17 protein-coding genes are annotated in these 15,831 nt (G+C 71.9%); 10 read left to right on the forward strand and 7 right to left on the reverse strand.

Annotated elements, in window-relative coordinates; all coding sequences use genetic code 11:
* Window positions 1-6: 6 nt before the first annotated feature.
* The 4 genes from ITJ60_RS18120 to ITJ60_RS18135 all read right to left on the reverse strand — a co-directional run bounded on the left by ITJ60_RS18120 (window position 7) and on the right by ITJ60_RS18135 (window position 2,988).
* Entirely contained in the window at window positions 7-882 is an 876-nt protein-coding gene (locus ITJ60_RS18120; protein ID WP_228510655.1) for an SMP-30/gluconolactonase/LRE family protein, read from the reverse strand.
* Window positions 883-922: 40 nt separating this feature from the next.
* Complete coding sequence (locus ITJ60_RS18125) at window positions 923-1,543, reverse strand: DedA family protein (RefSeq protein WP_194648950.1); 621 nt, start codon at window positions 1,541-1,543, stop codon at window positions 923-925.
* A gap of 66 nt (window positions 1,544-1,609) precedes the next feature.
* Window positions 1,610-2,269: a FadR/GntR family transcriptional regulator gene (locus ITJ60_RS18130; protein WP_194648951.1), complete on the reverse strand. Its 660-nt coding sequence runs from the start codon at window positions 2,267-2,269 to the stop codon at window positions 1,610-1,612.
* Window positions 2,266-2,988, reverse strand: coding sequence for an SDR family oxidoreductase (locus ITJ60_RS18135; RefSeq protein WP_194648952.1), 723 nt, complete (start codon window positions 2,986-2,988; stop codon window positions 2,266-2,268). Before ITJ60_RS18135 ends, ITJ60_RS18130 begins: the two co-directional genes overlap by 4 nt.
* A 58-nt stretch (window positions 2,989-3,046) precedes the next feature.
* Between ITJ60_RS18135 and ITJ60_RS18140 the strand changes: the two genes are divergently transcribed.
* The gene (locus ITJ60_RS18140) at window positions 3,047-3,796 is read left to right on the forward strand and encodes an SDR family NAD(P)-dependent oxidoreductase (protein WP_123339134.1); all 750 of its coding nucleotides are present in this window, start codon (window positions 3,047-3,049) and stop codon (window positions 3,794-3,796) included.
* Window positions 3,797-3,800: 4 nt separating this feature from the next.
* Here ITJ60_RS18140 and ITJ60_RS18145 read toward each other — a convergent pair whose 3' ends face one another.
* Entirely contained in the window at window positions 3,801-4,208 is a 408-nt protein-coding gene (locus ITJ60_RS18145) for a MarR family winged helix-turn-helix transcriptional regulator (protein ID WP_194648990.1), read from the reverse strand.
* Between the two features lie 81 nt (window positions 4,209-4,289).
* On the opposite strand from ITJ60_RS18145, the gene ITJ60_RS18150 reads away from it, so the two are divergent.
* The 7 genes from ITJ60_RS18150 (at window position 4,290) to ITJ60_RS18180 (ending at window position 11,668) form a co-directional block, all read left to right on the forward strand.
* Window positions 4,290-5,234 (forward strand): quinone oxidoreductase family protein, encoded by a 945-nt coding sequence (locus ITJ60_RS18150; RefSeq protein ID WP_194648953.1) that lies wholly within the window; start codon window positions 4,290-4,292, stop codon window positions 5,232-5,234.
* A 109-nt stretch (window positions 5,235-5,343) separates the two neighbouring features.
* Window positions 5,344-8,256: a Na+/H+ antiporter subunit A gene (locus tag ITJ60_RS18155; RefSeq protein ID WP_194648954.1), complete on the forward strand. Its 2,913-nt coding sequence runs from the start codon at window positions 5,344-5,346 to the stop codon at window positions 8,254-8,256.
* Complete coding sequence (locus tag ITJ60_RS18160; protein WP_111085885.1) at window positions 8,253-8,705, forward strand: Na(+)/H(+) antiporter subunit C; 453 nt, start codon at window positions 8,253-8,255, stop codon at window positions 8,703-8,705. Before ITJ60_RS18155 ends, ITJ60_RS18160 begins: the two co-directional genes overlap by 4 nt.
* Complete coding sequence (locus ITJ60_RS18165; protein WP_194648955.1) at window positions 8,702-10,393, forward strand: Na+/H+ antiporter subunit D; 1,692 nt, start codon at window positions 8,702-8,704, stop codon at window positions 10,391-10,393. The genes ITJ60_RS18160 and ITJ60_RS18165 overlap by 4 nt, the downstream gene beginning before the upstream one ends.
* Window positions 10,390-10,974: a Na+/H+ antiporter subunit E gene (locus tag ITJ60_RS18170; RefSeq protein ID WP_123294606.1), complete on the forward strand. Its 585-nt coding sequence runs from the start codon at window positions 10,390-10,392 to the stop codon at window positions 10,972-10,974. Before ITJ60_RS18165 ends, ITJ60_RS18170 begins: the two co-directional genes overlap by 4 nt.
* Window positions 10,971-11,315, forward strand: a complete 345-nt coding sequence (locus ITJ60_RS18175; RefSeq protein WP_123294605.1) for a sodium:proton antiporter — start codon at window positions 10,971-10,973, stop codon at window positions 11,313-11,315. The genes ITJ60_RS18170 and ITJ60_RS18175 overlap by 4 nt, the downstream gene beginning before the upstream one ends.
* A gap of 5 nt (window positions 11,316-11,320) precedes the next feature.
* Entirely contained in the window at window positions 11,321-11,668 is a 348-nt protein-coding gene (locus ITJ60_RS18180) for a cation:proton antiporter (RefSeq protein WP_228505532.1), read from the forward strand.
* Between the two features lie 3 nt (window positions 11,669-11,671).
* Here ITJ60_RS18180 and ITJ60_RS18185 read toward each other — a convergent pair whose 3' ends face one another.
* Entirely contained in the window at window positions 11,672-12,937 is a 1,266-nt protein-coding gene (locus ITJ60_RS18185) for an MFS transporter (RefSeq protein WP_194648957.1), read from the reverse strand.
* A 206-nt stretch (window positions 12,938-13,143) separates the two neighbouring features.
* Between ITJ60_RS18185 and ITJ60_RS18190 the strand changes: the two genes are divergently transcribed.
* A complete protein-coding gene (locus ITJ60_RS18190; protein ID WP_194648958.1) occupies window positions 13,144-14,190 on the forward strand; it encodes an aldo/keto reductase in 1,047 nt (348 codons plus the stop codon).
* 8 nt (window positions 14,191-14,198) lie between these two features.
* Here ITJ60_RS18190 and mgrA read toward each other — a convergent pair whose 3' ends face one another.
* Window positions 14,199-15,242: an L-glyceraldehyde 3-phosphate reductase gene (gene mgrA, locus ITJ60_RS18195; protein WP_194648959.1), complete on the reverse strand. Its 1,044-nt coding sequence runs from the start codon at window positions 15,240-15,242 to the stop codon at window positions 14,199-14,201.
* A gap of 88 nt (window positions 15,243-15,330) precedes the next feature.
* On the opposite strand from mgrA, the gene ITJ60_RS18200 reads away from it, so the two are divergent.
* Complete coding sequence (locus ITJ60_RS18200) at window positions 15,331-15,786, forward strand: iron chaperone (RefSeq protein ID WP_228510642.1); 456 nt, start codon at window positions 15,331-15,333, stop codon at window positions 15,784-15,786.
* Window positions 15,787-15,831 lie beyond the last annotated feature (45 nt).

A 15,831-nucleotide genomic window follows, 5' to 3' on the forward strand; every position in this document is an offset into this window, starting at 1 on the left:
GCCGAGTCAGGATACGGCAGCGTCCCGCGTCGTCGTGGCGATCCGGTAGACCGACGTCGTCGCCGTCAGGAACAGCGTCGTGCCGTCGCCGCCGCCGAAGCACAGGTTCGACGTCACCTCGGGGACGGCCACCTCGCCGATCCGCTCGCCGGAGGGGTCGAACACCACGACGCCGCGGTGCGACGAGGACCACACGTTGCCGTGCACGTCGACCCGGATGCCGTCCGGTGCGCCCTCGCCCGGCTCGAGTCGCGCGAACACCCGGCCGTTCTTGAGCAGGTCGCCGCCGTCACCGCGGCGGTCGTAGGCGCGGATGACCGGTTCGTCCCCCGATGAACTCGCGATGTAGAGGACCTGCTCGGACGGGTCGAAGGCCAGGCCGTTCGGCTCGTCGACGTCGGTCGCGACGGGGCGCAGGTCCTCACCGGACGGTCCGCACCGGAACGTCCAGTGGTCGCCGTACTCGCGCACGCCAGGGTGCCCTTCGCGCGGCTGGGTGATGCCGTAGGCCGGGTCGGTGAACCACACGCTGCCGTCCCGGGCGACGACGACGTCGTTCGGCGAGTTGAACCGCCCGCCGGCCCAGGCGTCGACGATCGGCGTGACGACGCCGTCGCGGTCCCGCTCCACCCGCCGGAGCCCGTGCGAGCACTGGACGACGCTGCCGTCGCGGTCGAGGGTCCGGCCGTTGGTGAACTCGACGCCCTCGGCGTACGTGGAGGTCTCGCCGGAGTCGGCGTGCCACTGCAGGATCCGGTCGCCGGGGATGTCCGACCAGCGCAGGGTGCGGGACGACGGGATCCAGCAGGGTCCCTCGGCCCAGGTGCTGCCGGTGGCGATGCGCTCGAGCGCGTCAGGGTCCGGCACGAGGTCGTCGAGCAGCACGGGTTCTCCTTCGAACGGTGTACCCACCCTACGTTCGTCAGGCCGCGGCCGCCGCCTCGCTGCGTCGTCGCACGGCCTTCTCGATCGCCGAGACCGCGAGGCCGAGCAGGATCGACGCCACGACCGCGAGTGTCGTGACGAGGAAGGGCTGCTCGCGACTCCAGCGCCCGGTGGCCGCCGCGATGCCGACGCAGTACGCGGCCCACACGACGTCGGCGAGCACACAGCTGACGAGGAACCGCCGAACGTCGAGCCCGCTGTCCGCGCCGACCAGGTTCGTCGTCAGCCGGCCCATCGGGATGAAGCGTCCGAGGACCGCGATGCGCCCGGGAGCCGCGCGGTAGCGGCCGTCGATGGCGTCCCGGGCCTTGCGGACCTTCGGACGCGCGAACCACGACCTCGAGCCGAGGTCGACCGAGCGCGCCAGGTGGTACAGCCCGAGGTCGCCGAGGACCATGCCGATCGTGGCCGCGGCGACGAGGACGAGGACCGGCAGGAGGCCGCCGTCACCGCCCACCAGGAGTGTGCCGACCGCGACGACGAGCGCCTGGCTGGGGAGGAAGACCGCGACACTGCCGACGGCGAGCACGAGGCCGACCACGACGAACGTCCACGGGGTGCCGATGAGCTGGACGACCAGGTCCTGTGCTGCGTCCACGCTCACCCTCCACGGGCGCCGGAGGAGCGCACCGGACTCCATCTTCCCAGGTCGGCGGGGCACCGCTCACGTGCGCTCGACGATTGCCCGCATCGCTGCGGCCGCGGCGTCCGGGTGACCGTCGAGGACGGCATCGGCGAGCGCGATGTGCAGGCCGACGTCGTGCCGGTCCGGACGGAGGCTCCCGCGTTCGCGCAGCACCTGGCCCACGACGCGGTGCAGCCGTCGGTACAGCGCGTTGTCGGACAGGTCGAGCACGAGCGCGTGGAGCCGCACGTCGGCGGCCACGAAGTCGAGGCGGTCGTCGCGGGCCGCTGCGGCGGCGAGCTCGTCCGCGGTGGTGCGGAGCGCCTCCCGTCGGTCCGCGCACTCGTCGAACGGCGCCCGCCGGGCTGCTGCGGCGGCTGCGGCGGGTTCGACCGCCGCGCGGAGTTCGCGGAGCTCGACCGCCACGCGGTCACCGTCCGGGCCCCGGAGGCGCCACCGCACGACGCGCGGATCCAGGACGTCCCATTCGCTCACACCGAGGACGGTGACGCCGACGCGGCGCCGCGCGGTGAGCAGGCCGAGGGCGACGAGGACGCGGACGGCCTCACGGACGATGCTCCGACTGGCGCCCGTGCGGACGGCGAACCCGTCGATGCTGTCCCGGTGTCCGGCGGGCAGGCCGCTGGTGACGATCGCTCCGCCGAGTTCGTCGACGACGCGGTCGAACGTGCTGGTCACCGTTGGGACACCGGGCTGACCACGAGCTCGTCGACGCGCATGTACGACGGCGCCTCGAGCACGAACGACACCGCACGGGCGATGTCCTCCGGCTGCAGCATCACCGATCGTGCGGCGGCGTCGGGTACCGACGGCCGCTGGTCGAGGAAGTCGGTCGCGACGTCACCGGGGCACAGGTGCGTCGCCCGGACCCCGTGGTGAGCCTCCTGCTGGTTGAGGCTCCGGACGACCGAACCGAGCGCGGTCTTCGAGGCGGAGTACGCGACGCCGGCACCGGGCTGGAAGGACCACCCGGCGTAGGACGACACCACGACGACCACGCCGCCGGACTCGCGCAGCGCAGGCAGTGCGGCGTCGACGACCGTGACCACCGCGGTGAGGTTCGTGTCGACGATCGCGCGGAAGTCCGGCAACGACTGGTCGTCCCACCGGCGCCGCGGTGCGTTCAGCCCGGCGGCGAGCACGACCGCGTCGAGTCGTCCGAACCGCTCGAGCACGGCGTCCCGCGCAGACGCGACGGCAGCGGGATCGGCAGCGTCGAGGGGCAGGACCTCCGCCGTGCCGCCGGCGGCCGTGATCGTCGCAGCGACCTGCTCGAGCCGGTCCACGCGACGCCCGCTCAGGACCACCGTCCACCCGTCTCGCGCAGCAGCCTCGGCACTCGCGGCACCCATGCCGCTGCCGCCGCCGGTGACCCAGAGCACACGCTGATCCGTCATGCTCGAATAGTATGCCTATTGCGGTCACCGATGATCCGCACCGACGACAGGAGCGACGATGCACCTCGACCTGACCGACCGCGTGGTGGTCGTGACCGGAGCAGCACGCGGGATCGGACGCACGCTCGCCGACCGCTTCGTCGCCGAGGGCTGCCGCGTCGTCGCCCTCGACCTGGCCTTCGAGCCCGACTTCCCGCTCGACCACGTCGTGTGCAACGTCGCCGACCCCGAGTCGGTCCGGGCCGCCGTCGACGAGGTCGTCGCCCGCCACAGCACGATCGACGTGCTCGTGAACAACGCCGGCATCAACGTCGAGGGCACCGTCGCCGAGCTGCAGTGGGACGCCTGGCGCCGGTGCATGGACGTCAACCTCGGCGGCACCTTCCTGATGAGCCAGGCCGTCGCGCCGGTGATGCAGGCCGCGGGCCGAGGGCGGATCATCAACGCCGCCTCGTTCGCCGCCATCGTGCCGAGTGTCGGCAGCGCTGCCTACGCGGCGTCCAAGGCTGCGGTCGTCTCGTTCACCCGGGTGCTGGCGTCGGAGCTCGGCCCGTGGGGCATCACCGTCAACGCGTACGCGCCGGGCATGGTCCCGACGGCGATGAACGGATTCGCGACCATGCCGGCCGAGGCCCAGGACCGCCTGCTCGACACCCTGTCGCTGCGCCGGTGGGAGACCGCGGACGACGTCGCCGACCTGCTCGTCTTCGTGGCGAGCGACGCCTCGGGCTACATCACCGGCACCCTGCTCGACGTCTCCGGCGGCAAGCTCGCGACGCAGATCCCGGCACGAGCGCACGGCCGCTGAGGACTCAGCGCAGCATCTGCTCCAGGAGCACGCGCAGCTGCCGCCGGTCCCGCTCCGGCAACCGAGCGGTGAGCGGCAGCAGTGCATCGCGGATCGCACCCTCGAGCGAGCGCGCCACCTCGAGACCGGCGTCGGTGATCACGACGTCCACCGCGCGGGCGTCGTCCGTGTTCGGCTGCCGTGCGAGCAACCCCTTCTTCTCCGCGCGCGCCACCAACCCGGTCATCGTCGACTTCTCGAGCCCCAGGTACTGCGCCAGGTCACCGATCCGCAGACGACGGTCACGCAGGATCGCGAGGACGCGCAGCTGCGTCAGTGACAGCCCCGCATCGGCCGCGAGCCCGGTCAGCGGACCCATCGTCCGGAAGGCGGCCTCGCCCAGGGCATCGACGAGCTGCTCGTCCTCGGTCATCTCCTGCACGGCTCCAGCTTAGTTGACGAACTTCGTGATGCGAACTACTTTGTTCGTAACACGAAGCAACTGGAGGACACCATGCACGCAGCAGTCGTCACCGAGTTCGGCCACGCCCCGACCTGGCAGGAGTTCGGCGAACCGACTCCCGACCCCGGCGAGGTCGTCGTCGACGTCGTCGCGGCCGGGCTCCACCCGCGAGTCCGGTCGCAGGCCGACGGTTCGCACTACACCAGCGAGGGCGCGCTCCCCCTGGTCCCCGGCGTCGACGGCGTCGCCCGGTTCCCCGACGGCACGCTCCGCTACGTCGCCGTCGCGAGCGACACCCGCGGCACCATGGCCGAGCGCGTCGCGGTCGACCCACGGGCGAGCGTCGTGCTGCCCGACGGTGCCGACCCGGTCACCGTGGCAGCCGGCGTGAACCCGGTGCTGTCGTCGTGGGTGGCCCTGCGCCGGCGGATCGACTTCGCCCCGGGCAGCCGCGTCCTCGTGCTCGGCGCGACCGGGGCCTCGGGCACCGCGGCGGTGCAGGTGGCGAAGCACCTCGGTGCCGCACACGTCGTCGCGAGCGGTCGCAACCCGGGGCGACTGGCGGCGCTCACCGCCCTCGGCGCCGACGTCGTGCTGCCGTTGAACGACGTCGACACCCTCGGCGCAGCGGCAGCCGACGTCGACGTCGTCATCGACTACGTCTGGGGCCAGCCCGCGGCCGACGTGATGCGCGCCGTCGTCACCGCCCGCACCGAACCGGGTCGCCGACTCGACTGGATCGCGATCGGTTCCACCGCGGGCCACGAGGCGACGATCCCGTCCGCGGCACTGCGCGCCTCGGGCCTGACGATCGTCGGCAGCGGGCAGGGATCGGTCGGTCGCGCCGGGTTCGTCGCCGAGCTGCCGGGCATCGTCGGTGCGATCGCGGACGGCACCGTCCGGGTGGATGCGACGGCCGTGCGGTTGGCGGACGTCGAGGCGACGTGGGCCGGACAGCCCGCCGGGAGCACGGGCAGAGTGGTGTTCACAGTGTGAACCGAGCGCGAGCAGGCTGTCCGGTCGCACAGGTTCTCCACATCCCACTCTTCGTAGGCTGTGAGGGCCCAGTGAGCCGGACTGCAGCCCGACCCCGAGGAGGTGCCCGATGGTCCTCGTCCTCGTCGCGTTCGCGATCGTCGCCCTGATCGTCCCCGCCCTGACCCCCGTCCTCGGCCGCCGCGTGTTCTACGTCGCTGCCCTTGCGCCCGCAGCCGCCGCCGTGCTGACGGTGCTGCAGACGGACGCAGCCCTGCACGGCAGCGTCGTCGAACGGCACCGGTGGGTCCCGCAGCTCGACCTCGAGATCACGCTGCGGATGGACGCCCTGTCGTGGGTGCTCGCGCTCGTCGTGTCGATCGTCGGGGCCCTCGTGCTCGTCTACTGCGCCTCGTACTTCGGGCGCGACGAACCCGGGATCGGCCGGTTCGCGGGCGTGCTGACCGCGTTCGCCGGGTCGATGTTCGGGCTCGTCCTCGCCGACGACGTCATCGTGCTCTTCGTCCTGTGGGAAGCCACCACGGTCTTCTCGTACCTGCTCATCGGACACGACGCCGACAAGCGTGCGAGCCGTGCCGCCGCGATGCAGGCCCTCGTCGTCACCACCGCCGGCGGTCTGGCGATGCTCGCCGGTCTGGTCATGCTGTCGGTCGCGGCGGGCACGACCTCGCTCTCCGGCATCATCGCTGCCCCGCCGACCGGACCGATCGTCACCGTCTCGGTGGTCCTCGTCCTGCTCGGCGCGCTGACGAAGTCGGCGATCGTGCCGTTCCACTTCTGGTTGCCGGCGGCGATGGCCGCTCCGACCCCGGTCAGCGCCTACCTGCACGCCGCAGCGATGGTGAAGGCCGGCATCTACCTCGTGGCCCGGCTCGCTCCGGCGTTCGCACTGCTCGACGGCTGGCGCGAGACGATCACCGTGCTCGGTGTCCTCGGCATGCTCATCGGTGGCTACCGAGCGCTCCGCCAGACCGACCTCAAGCTCCTGCTCGCCTACGGCACCGTCGCGCAGCTCGGGTTCCTCGTGCTCGCCGCCGGGTGGGGCGCGCCCGCGGTGGCGCTCGGCGGGGTCGCCCTGCTCGTGGCGCACGCCGCGTTCAAGTCCACGCTCTTCCTCGTCGTCGGCGCGATCGACCACACCACCGGCACCCGCGACCTCGGGCGCCTGAGCGGCCTCGGCCGGAAGGCACCGTGGCTGGCCGTCGTCGCCGCCCTCGCGCTCGTGTCGATGGGCGGCATCCCGCCGACGATCGGCTTCGTCGCGAAGGAAGCCGTGCTGACCGGCTTCACCGAGTCACTGCACGGTCCCGACGCTGGCTGGGCCTGGTTCGCCCTCGTCGGTGTGACGCTCGGCTCGGTGCTCACCGTGGCGTACTCGCTCCGCTTCTTCTGGGGAGCGTTCGCCCGCAAGCCCGAGGTCGCCCAGACGGAACCGCACGCCCTGCACGGCCTGGGTGTGGTGCCGTCGATCCTGGCACTGACCGGTCTCGCCCTCGGCCTGCTGACCCCGGTGGTCGCGCACGGCATCGAGCCCGCCGCGACGGTGGCTGCGCTCCCCGGCGAGGAAGTCCCACACCTCGCGCTCTGGCACGGCCTCGAACCGGCGCTCGGCATCTCGGCCGTCACCCTGGTCGGCGGTCTCGCGCTGTTCGCCCTCCGACGTCCGGTCGAGGCACTGCAGCACCAGCTCGCCGGGTTCCCGAGCGCCTCGGGCACCTACCGGCACCTCATGCGCGGCCTCGACCGGTTCGCGACGGGCCTGACCGCCGGTGTCCAGCGGGGTTCGCTCCCCTACTACCTGACGGTGATCCTGTCGGTGTTCGTCGCGGGTGCGCTCGCGAACCTCGTGCTCGGCGGGCCGTGGGAGTTCCACGTCCGGTTCTCGGACTCGTGGGGGCAGATCCCGGTCGTCATCGTGATGTCCGTCGGCGCCATCGCCGTCCTCACCGCGAAGACCCGGTTCGCCGCCGCCGTCCTGGTGGGCGTGACCGGCTACGGGATGTCCGTCCTGTTCGTCCTGCACGGCGCGGTCGACCTCGCCCTCACGCAGCTCGTGGTCGAGACCGTCACCCTCATCGCGTTCGTCCTGGTGCTCCGGCGGCTCCCCCCGCGCATCGCGACGACGAACCCGAGCCGGTTCCGCATCGTCCGTGCGCTCTTCGCGGGGCTCGCCGGACTCACGCTGGCGATCGTCGTCATCGTCGCCGCCTCGGCGCGCACCGCCGACCCGATCTGGCCGGACCTGCCGGCGCTCACGAGCTCGTTCGGGCACGGCCTGAACGTCGTGAACGTCGCCCTCGTCGACCTGCGCGGGTGGGACACCCTCGGTGAACTCACCGTCGTCGTCGCCGCGGCCACGGGCGTCGCGAGCCTCATCTTCGTGAACTCCCGCGAGGACACGCTGCCCCGGCTCCGTGACCTGCCGGAGAAGCTCACGGCCGACGGCCAGCGCACCGACGGCGAGCCGCGCGCCTGGCTGCCGACGAGCGCCGCCATCCCGACCGGCCGCTCGGCACTCCTCGACGTCGTGGTCCGACTGCTGTTCCACGGGCTCATCGTCCTGTCGGTCTACCTGCTGTTCGCCGGGCACAACGCGGCCGGCGGCGGTTTCGCCGGTGGCCTCGTCGCCGGCATCGCGCTGGCGGCCCGCTACCTGGCGGGTGGCCCGGCCGAACTCGGCGCCGCCGCCCCGGTCCGTGCCGGTCGACTGCTCGGACTCGGTGTCGCGACGGCAGCGATCACCGCGATCGTGCCGCTGTTCTTCGGTCGCGAAGCCCTGTACTCCGAGTTCTTCGAGGCGACCGTCCCGATCCTCGGCCACGTCGAGTTCGTCACCGCCACGTTCTTCGACATCGGCGTGTACCTGGTCGTCGTCGGCCTGGTGCTCGACGTCCTCCGCAGCCTCGGCGCCGAGGTCGACCGGCAACGCCTCGAAGACGCCTCGGCACCCACCCGCGACACCACCGAGGGGTCGGTCCGCGACACCCTCGAGGCCCCCACCCCGGAAGGGAGCGCCACATGACCGTCACCCTCGTCCTCGTGATCGCGATGGCCGTGCTGTTCTCCTGCGGCGTCTACCTGCTGCTCGAGCGGTCCCTGACCCGGATGCTGCTCGGCTTCCTGCTGCTCGGCAACGCCCTGAACCTGCTCCTGCTGGTGATGTCGGGCGCCGCCGGCAACCCGCCGATCGGCAAGTCCTCCGAGGGCATCACCGACCCGCTCCCCCAGGCCTTCGCCCTGACCGCGATCGTCATCACCTTCGCCGTCAGCGCGTTCCTGCTCGCCCTCATCCACCGCTCGTGGCAGCTGTCCCGTGCCGACGAGGTCGAGGTCGACGAAGCCGACGTCGCCATCGGCCGCACACGCGACGACCCCGACGACGACCCGGAAGCCGACTTCGACCCGAAGTCCCCCGAGGACGCCGACGATCCGCACGAACACCAACCGCACCAGGACGGAGTGAACCGATGACCTGGCTCGTCCCGCTCCTCGTCCTCGTCCCGCTGCTCGGCGCAGCCGTCGCACTCGGCCTCCTGCGGCACCAGAAGCTCCAGCGAGCGATCACCGTCGTGGTGCTCGTCGTCGCACTCGCCGTCGCCGCGACCCTCATGGTGCTCGTCGACCACCACGGCACCATCGTCGTGCAGGTCGGCGGGTGGGACGCCCCGTACGGCATCTCGCTGGTCGTCGACCGCCTCAGCGCCCTGCTCCTCACGGTGAGCGCCAGCGTGCTGCTCATCGTCCTGCTGTTCTCGATCGGCCAGGGGCTCGCAGCCGACGACGGTGAAGCCCCGGTCACGATCTTCTACCCGACCTACCTCGTGCTGGCCGCGGGCGTGCTCGACTCGTTCATCGCCGGCGACCTGTTCAACCTGTACGTCGCGTTCGAGATGCTGCTCGTGGCGAGCTACGTGCTCATCACCCTGGGCGGCAGCGAGCAGCGGGTCCGGGCCGGCACCACGTACATCGTCACGAGCCTGATCGCGTCGGCGATCTTCCTCGCCGCGATCGGCCTGGTGTACGGCGCGACCGGCACGGTCAACATCGCCCAGATCAGCGAGCGCGTCGCCGAGCTGCCCGAGCACGTGCAGCTGCTCCTGCACACGATGCTGCTCATCGGCTTCGGCATCAAGGCGGCGGTCTTCCCGCTGGCGTTCTGGCTGCCGGACTCGTACCCGACCGCCCCGGCCCCGGTCACGGCCGTCTTCGCCGGTCTGCTGACGAAGGTCGGCATCTACGCGATCATCCGCCTCGAGACGGTGATCTTCCCCGGGCCGCAGTTGAACAACGTGCTGCTCGTGGTGGCGGTGTTGACGATGGTCGTCGGGGTGCTCGGTGCGGTGTCCCAGACCGACGTCAAGCGCCTGCTGTCCTTCACGCTCATCAGCCACATCGGCTTCATGGTGATGGGTGTCGGGCTCGGGACGGTCGCGGGGACGGCGGCTGCGGTCTTCTACACGGTGCACCACATCGTCGTGCAGACCACGTTGTTCCTGGTGTCCGGCCTGATGGAACGCGTCGGGGGGACCACGTCGACCCGGTCGCTCGGCGGGTTGTTGAAGGCCGCGCCGCTGCTGGCCGCGCTGTACCTGATCCCGGCGTTCAACCTGGGCGGCATCCCGCCGTTCTCCGGCTTCATCGGCAAGCTCGGGCTGTTCCGCGCCGCCGCCGAGGACGGCTCCCCGCTGGCGTACGTCACGATCGCCGCCGGCGTGGTCACGTCGCTCCTCACGCTGTACGCGCTGATGCGCGTGTGGGACGCCGCCTTCTGGCGGCCGAAGCCCGCGGCCGAGGCCGCGGCACCGCACGCGACGACCGCCGAACCGCACGCAGCCTTGCGGTCGCCGGAACCCGCCCCCTTGACCGTCTCCGAGGAGACGGGTGAGGCCTTCCACCCAGGAGGCTCGGTGACGGTCACCGACGCACCCCACGCGAGCAGTGCCTCCCGTCCGGCCACCGGGTCGACCGAGACGGTCGGCGAAGCGCCGACCAAGGTCCGGCTGCCGCGCATGCTCGTCGGCGTGACGACGGTCGCGGTCCTCGGATCCGTCGCCCTCACGGTGGTCGCCGGCCCGCTCTACGGGTACGCGAGCCGCGCAGCGGAGTCGCTCGAGTCGCCGGACCGGTACGTGCAGGCCGTCCTCGGGGGTGACCGGTGAACACCGACACCCGACACGTCGCGAACGCCCGCCGCATCGCGGTGGCGTGGCGGTACGACGTCCCGCTCGTCGCCGGGCTCACCGTCCTGTGGGCCCTGCTCTGGGGCTCGTGGACGCCACTGACCCTGCTCTGCGGCATCGTGGTGGCGCTCCTCGTCACCCAGGCGCTGCCGCTCCCGCCGGTCCCGCTGTCGGCCCGGTTCTCGATCGTGCACGCCGTCCGGTTCCTCGTCGTGTGGTCCGGACTCGTCATCACGGCGTCGTTCCGGGTCGCCTGGGTCGCGTTCCGGCCGCGGGGTGTCCGCCGCAGCTCCATCACGCTCGTGCAGCTGCACTCCACCGCCGAGATGACCTTCACGCTGGCGACCCTCGCGATCTCGCTGGTGCCCGGCTCGTACGTCGCCGACGTCGACCTGCGGCGCCGGCGCCTGCTGCTGCACGTGCTCGACACCGAGCGGGTCGAGCAGGTCGAGGCCGCTCGTCGCGAGGCCCTCGGCATCGAGGCCATGGTCATCCGTGCCCTCGGTTCGAAGCAGGACGTCTCCGAACTGTCCGAACCGCTGCCGGAGGTCACCCGATGAGCGCCGCCGTCGTCGTCATGGGGATCGGCATCGCCCTGGTCCTGGCCCTGCTCGGTGCCACCCTCGCGCTCGCGGTGTTCCGGATCGTGCGCGGCCCGACGATCCTCGACCGGATGATCGGATCGGACATGGTCCTGACGACCGTGCTCGTGGTGATCGCGGCGTCGATGGTGGTCCGGCGCGACCTGACCGGGATCCCCGTGCTCGTGGTGATCGCGGCGACGAGCGTGTTCGCCACCGTCGCCGTGGCCCGAGCGGTCACGCCGTCGTCGGACCCGTCGGACGAGGGCCTGAGCGTCACCACCCCCGAGCACGCCGCCGAAGCAGAGGAGCAGTCGTGACCGAGATGATCCAGGCGTTCCTCGACGGCGCCGGCGTGCGGGCGTGGATCGCACTCGCCCTGCTGCTCATCGGCTCGCTGCTGTCCCTCGGCGCCGGCGTCGGCATCGTGCGGTTCCCGGACCCGCTCGTCCGCCTGCACGCCATGGCGAAGCCGCAGGTGCTCGGGCTGGCGTTCGCCCTGGCCGCGATCGTGGTCGCGGTGGGGACCTGGACGGCGTTCTGGGTCGTCCTGCCCATCATGGTGTTCCAGCTGTTCCTGGTGCCCGTCTCGACGCACATGATCGCCCGCGCCGGGCTGCGGGCGGACGACTACCGGCACGAGGACCTGCTGGTCGACGACACCGAGTCCTGATCGTCAGGCGGCCGTCCGGCGCCGCAGCAGCAGGTTGACGACGGCTGCCAGCACGACGACCGCTGCCGAGGCGGCGGGGAGCACCATCGCCGCGGCTGTGCCGTGCTGCTCCGCCAGGTCGCCCGTGATGGCGGAGGCGATCGACTGCCCGACGATCACGGCGGAACCGAGGATCGTCATCGTGGTCGCGGACCGGCCGACCGGTGAACGGTCCGAACCGAGGCTGTACTGCGCGACGAGGGTCGGACCGATGCCGACGCCCATGATCGCCAGGACGATGCCGACCGCCACGACGGAGTCGGCCTGCGAGAACGCGATCGCGCCGCCGAGCAGCACGACACCGAACACGAGCCAGCGCCAGCCGAGGCCGAACGACCGCGGGAACGCTGCGGACCCGAGGGCGAGTCCGGCCGAACCGATGCCCATCAGGCCGTAGAGCAGGCCGGCCTGGGACGCCTCGCCGTGGGTCTCCATGAACGCCGTCAGCGACGTCAGGGTCGAGCCGAAGAACAGGCCGATGCCGAGGATCCCGCCGACCACGACGACGAGCCGCGGACGCAGGAGTTGGCGCGCCGGGGCCTGGGTCAGTTCCTCGTGCTGCCCGAGCACGAGCTTGCCGGTGGGGTGCAGCGCGAAGGCGGTCACGAACACGAAGGTCAGGGCCGAGGCACCGGCCACGGCGACCCAGGGGGCGATCGCGCTGGCGAGGATGCCGACCAGGAACGGGCCGATGATGAAGACGGTCTCGTCGGCGGCGGACTCGTACGCCATCGTGCCGCTGAGGGTCTTCTCGCGGCGGGCCGGCCGCATGCGCTGCGCGATGATGGCGACGAGCCGGGTACGGGACATCGGCGCGACCTGGGGCGCGGACGCCCCGATGCAGAACGCCATCGCGAGCACGGCCAGGTCCGGCGCGCTGCCGCTGACGACGAAGGGGAACGCGCCGAGCAGCGCCGCGTTGACGAGGCCGACGGGGACGAGCACGGCACGCTGGCCGAACCGGTCCGCGGCGGCGCCGACCATCGGTCCGAACACCGCGGCACCGATGCCGACCGAGGCGGAGTTGACGCCGCCGAGGGCGACGGAGTCACGCGCGGCCACGACGAGGGTGAGGACCCCGACGACCATCATGGCGAACGGCAGGCGGGCGATGAACGCCACCGGGAAGTACCAGCGTCCGGCGAGGGAGACGAGCGAGGCGTCTCCGGCGGTCGCGGTGTCCGTGCGCTCCGGGGCGGGCGCGGACGGGGTGGGACTGGTGTGGAGCATGGGGGTGTGCCTTCTCGGCCCGGCCCGGTTCGGTGGGGGCGGACCCATCGGGTGCCGCCGTTGTCCGCCGGGGAGCCGGCGGCCGGTAGATACACACTGCGTGTTTCAGAACTGCTCCCATCGTACCAACCGTTCCGGTCGGGGCCAGGGGTAATGCTTCGTCACCGGACCGTCCTGCGGCCCGCTCGGCCCATATCGTGGCGCGCATGGAACAGCGACGCATGGGGCGCACGGGGGCGCCCGTCAGCTCGCTGACGCTCGGGACGCGTGCCGTCGCCGGCGTCGCGGCCCACGACCCGTCGGCCGGAGTGACCCTCGTGCTCGAGGCGCTCACCCGCGGTGTGACGTCGGTCGACGTCTCGGACGCCGACGGCGCGGGCCTGGCCGAGACGGCTGTGGGCGCGGCGATCGCCGGACGGCGCGAGGACGTGTTCCTGTCGGTGCGGTTCGGCGCCCCGGTCGACCAGGACCCGGCGCACCGGGGCAACGGGCGGCGGTGGATGTTCCGTGCCGTGGAGCGGAGCCTGCAGCGACTCGGCACCGACGTCATCGACCTGTACCAGCCGGCACTGCCGGACCCGGCGACGTCGCTCGACGAGACGCTCGACGCCCTCGCCGACCTGGTGGCACAGGGCAAGATCCGGGCCTTCGGGCTCCCCGGGTTCCCGGCCGAGGAGCTCGTCGAGGCGCAGTGGCTGCGGTCCGGGTCGAAGAGCGCCACCGCCACCCACGTGCCCTACTCGATCCTCACCCGCACGGCGGAGCGCACGGTGTTCCCGGTCGCCCGTCGCTTCGGTCTCGGGGTCCTGGCCGGAGCACCCCTCGCCGGCGGCTGGCTCGCGGGCACCTACCGCAACGGCACCGTCCAACCTCGTTCACCGCACGTCGACGAACAGCCGGACGCGTACGACATCGGCGCCCCGCGGAACCGTCGGAAGCTCGACGTCGCCGACCGGCTCGGACGACTGGCCGACGACGCCGGGTTCACGGTGTCGGAGCTCGCGGTCGCCTTCGCCCTGACCCACCCGGACGTGTCCTCGGTGGTGATCGGGCCGCGCACCGTGTCGCACGTGGACGCCTACGTGCAGGCGTCCGAGATCCTCCTCGACGACGGGCTGCTCGACGCGATCGACGCGATCGTCGCGCCGGGCACCCACGTGCTCGAACGGGACACCGGGTTCGCCCTGCCGGCGCTCAGCCGCGAGCGACTGCGCGGTCGGACCCCGGTGGGCGCCGGACCGAACCGCTCGTAGGTCCGCGGTCAGGAGACCTCGCCGGCACGCGCGCCCGCCCACAGGTCGACGTCGGTGATGCCGACGGAGTGCTCGTCGATGATGCGGAGCTCCTCGTCGGTGAACGAGGTGTTCGCCAGCGCCGCGACGTTGTCCTCGAGCTGCGACACCTTCGACGCCCCGATCACGAGCGAGGTCACCCGCTCGTCACGGAGCGCCCAGGCCAGGGCGAGCTGCGCCAGGGACTGTCCACGAGCCGCGGCGACGTCGTCCAGTGCCCGGAGGTGCCCGACGACCTCCGGGGTGATGCTCGAGGCGTCGAGCGACTTGCCGGCGGCGGCTCGGGAGTCCGAGGGCACCCCGTCCAGGTACTTGCCGGTGAGCAGGCCCTGCGCGAGCGCGGTGAACCCGATCACGCCGAAGCCGAGCTCGCCGGCGGCGTCGAGCAGCCCCTCGGTCTCGATCCAGCGGTTGAGCATCGAGTACGACGGCTGGTGGATGAGGAGCGGGGTCCCGAGGTCGCGCAGGATCGCGGCGGCCTGGCGGCTGCGTTCCGCGTCGTACGACGAGATGCCGACGTAGAGCGCCTTGCCCTGCTGGACCGCGGTGTGCAGCGCACCCATCGTCTCCTCGAGCGGGGTCGAGGCGTCGAGGCGGTGCGAGTAGAAGACGTCGACGTAGTCGAGACCCGTCCGCTGCAGGGACTGGTCGAGCGAGGCCAGCACGTACTTCCGCGAACCGCCACCCTGACCGTACGGCCCCGGCCACATGTCCCACCCGGCCTTGGTCGACACGACCATCTCGTCGCGGTACGGCCGGAAGTCCTCACGCATCAGGCGCCCGAAGTTCACCTCGGCGGCTCCGTACGGCGGGCCGTAGTTGTTCGCGAGGTCGTGGTGCGTGATCCCGAGGTCGAAGGCGCGACGGCTGATCGCGCGCTGCGTCTCGAACGGCACGTCGTCACCGAAGTTGTGCCAGTACCCCAGGGAGAGCAACGGCAGGTCGAGGCCAGAGCGGCCGGTGCGGCGGTACGTCATCGAGTCGTAGCGGTCGTCGCTGGCGATGTAGGTCATGGACCGAGCCTGCCACCGGCACCATCGGACGAGCGCAGCACGCGCGATCGGGTGCATGATCGTCGCACCGACACGGAAGGGCACGACCATGGCACGGACGACGAAGACCGAGGGCACCTTCACCGACGAGGAACGCGCGGCGATGCAGGAGCACGCCGCCGAGGTCAGACGCACCCGCGGTACGAAGGGCACCAAGGCGGAGAAGGCGGCAGCGGACGCCGCTGCGGTCGAGGCGAAGATCGCGGAGATGCCCCAGCCCGACCGCGGGCTCGCGGAACGCATCCACCGCATCGCGCTCGAGGTGTCGCCCGACCTCGCACCGAAGCTCTGGTACGGCATGCCCGCGTACTACAAGGACGGCAAGGCGGCGTTCTTCTTCCAGGACGCCGCGAAGTTCACGGCCCGTTACGCGACGCTCGGGTTCCAGGACTCGGCCGCGCTCGACGACGGGACGTTCTGGCCGACGTCGTGGGCGATCACGCCGGGGTTCTCCGAGGCGGATGAAGCGACCGTCGCCGATCTGATCCGCCGGGCGGTCTCCTGATCCCCGACCGGTAGCGTGGAGCGCATGACCGCGCTCCGTACGGCC

Source organism: Curtobacterium sp. VKM Ac-2884, assembly GCF_015350945.1.
Taxonomy (GTDB): Bacteria; Actinomycetota; Actinomycetes; order Actinomycetales; family Microbacteriaceae; genus Curtobacterium.

Excerpts from the sequence above, each read along its gene's own strand:
- ITJ60_RS18135 (WP_194648952.1), bottom strand. The coding sequence starts at position 2,988 with ATGACGGATCAGCGTGTGCTCTGGGTCACCGGCGGCGGCAGCGGCATG.
- ITJ60_RS18140 (WP_123339134.1), top strand. The coding sequence starts at position 3,047 with ATGCACCTCGACCTGACCGACCGCGTGGTGGTCGTGACCGGAGCAGCA.
- ITJ60_RS18145 (WP_194648990.1), bottom strand. The coding sequence starts at position 4,208 with ATGACCGAGGACGAGCAGCTCGTCGATGCCCTGGGCGAGGCCGCCTTC.
- ITJ60_RS18150 (WP_194648953.1), top strand. The coding sequence starts at position 4,290 with ATGCACGCAGCAGTCGTCACCGAGTTCGGCCACGCCCCGACCTGGCAG.
- ITJ60_RS18155 (WP_194648954.1), top strand. The coding sequence starts at position 5,344 with ATGGTCCTCGTCCTCGTCGCGTTCGCGATCGTCGCCCTGATCGTCCCC.
- ITJ60_RS18160 (WP_111085885.1), top strand. The coding sequence starts at position 8,253 with ATGACCGTCACCCTCGTCCTCGTGATCGCGATGGCCGTGCTGTTCTCC.
- ITJ60_RS18165 (WP_194648955.1), top strand. The coding sequence starts at position 8,702 with ATGACCTGGCTCGTCCCGCTCCTCGTCCTCGTCCCGCTGCTCGGCGCA.
- ITJ60_RS18175 (WP_123294605.1), top strand. The coding sequence starts at position 10,971 with ATGAGCGCCGCCGTCGTCGTCATGGGGATCGGCATCGCCCTGGTCCTG.
- ITJ60_RS18180 (WP_228505532.1), top strand. The coding sequence starts at position 11,321 with ATGATCCAGGCGTTCCTCGACGGCGCCGGCGTGCGGGCGTGGATCGCA.
- ITJ60_RS18185 (WP_194648957.1), bottom strand. The coding sequence starts at position 12,937 with ATGCTCCACACCAGTCCCACCCCGTCCGCGCCCGCCCCGGAGCGCACG.
- ITJ60_RS18190 (WP_194648958.1), top strand. The coding sequence starts at position 13,144 with ATGGAACAGCGACGCATGGGGCGCACGGGGGCGCCCGTCAGCTCGCTG.
- mgrA (WP_194648959.1), bottom strand. The coding sequence starts at position 15,242 with ATGACCTACATCGCCAGCGACGACCGCTACGACTCGATGACGTACCGC.
- ITJ60_RS18200 (WP_228510642.1), top strand. The coding sequence starts at position 15,331 with ATGGCACGGACGACGAAGACCGAGGGCACCTTCACCGACGAGGAACGC.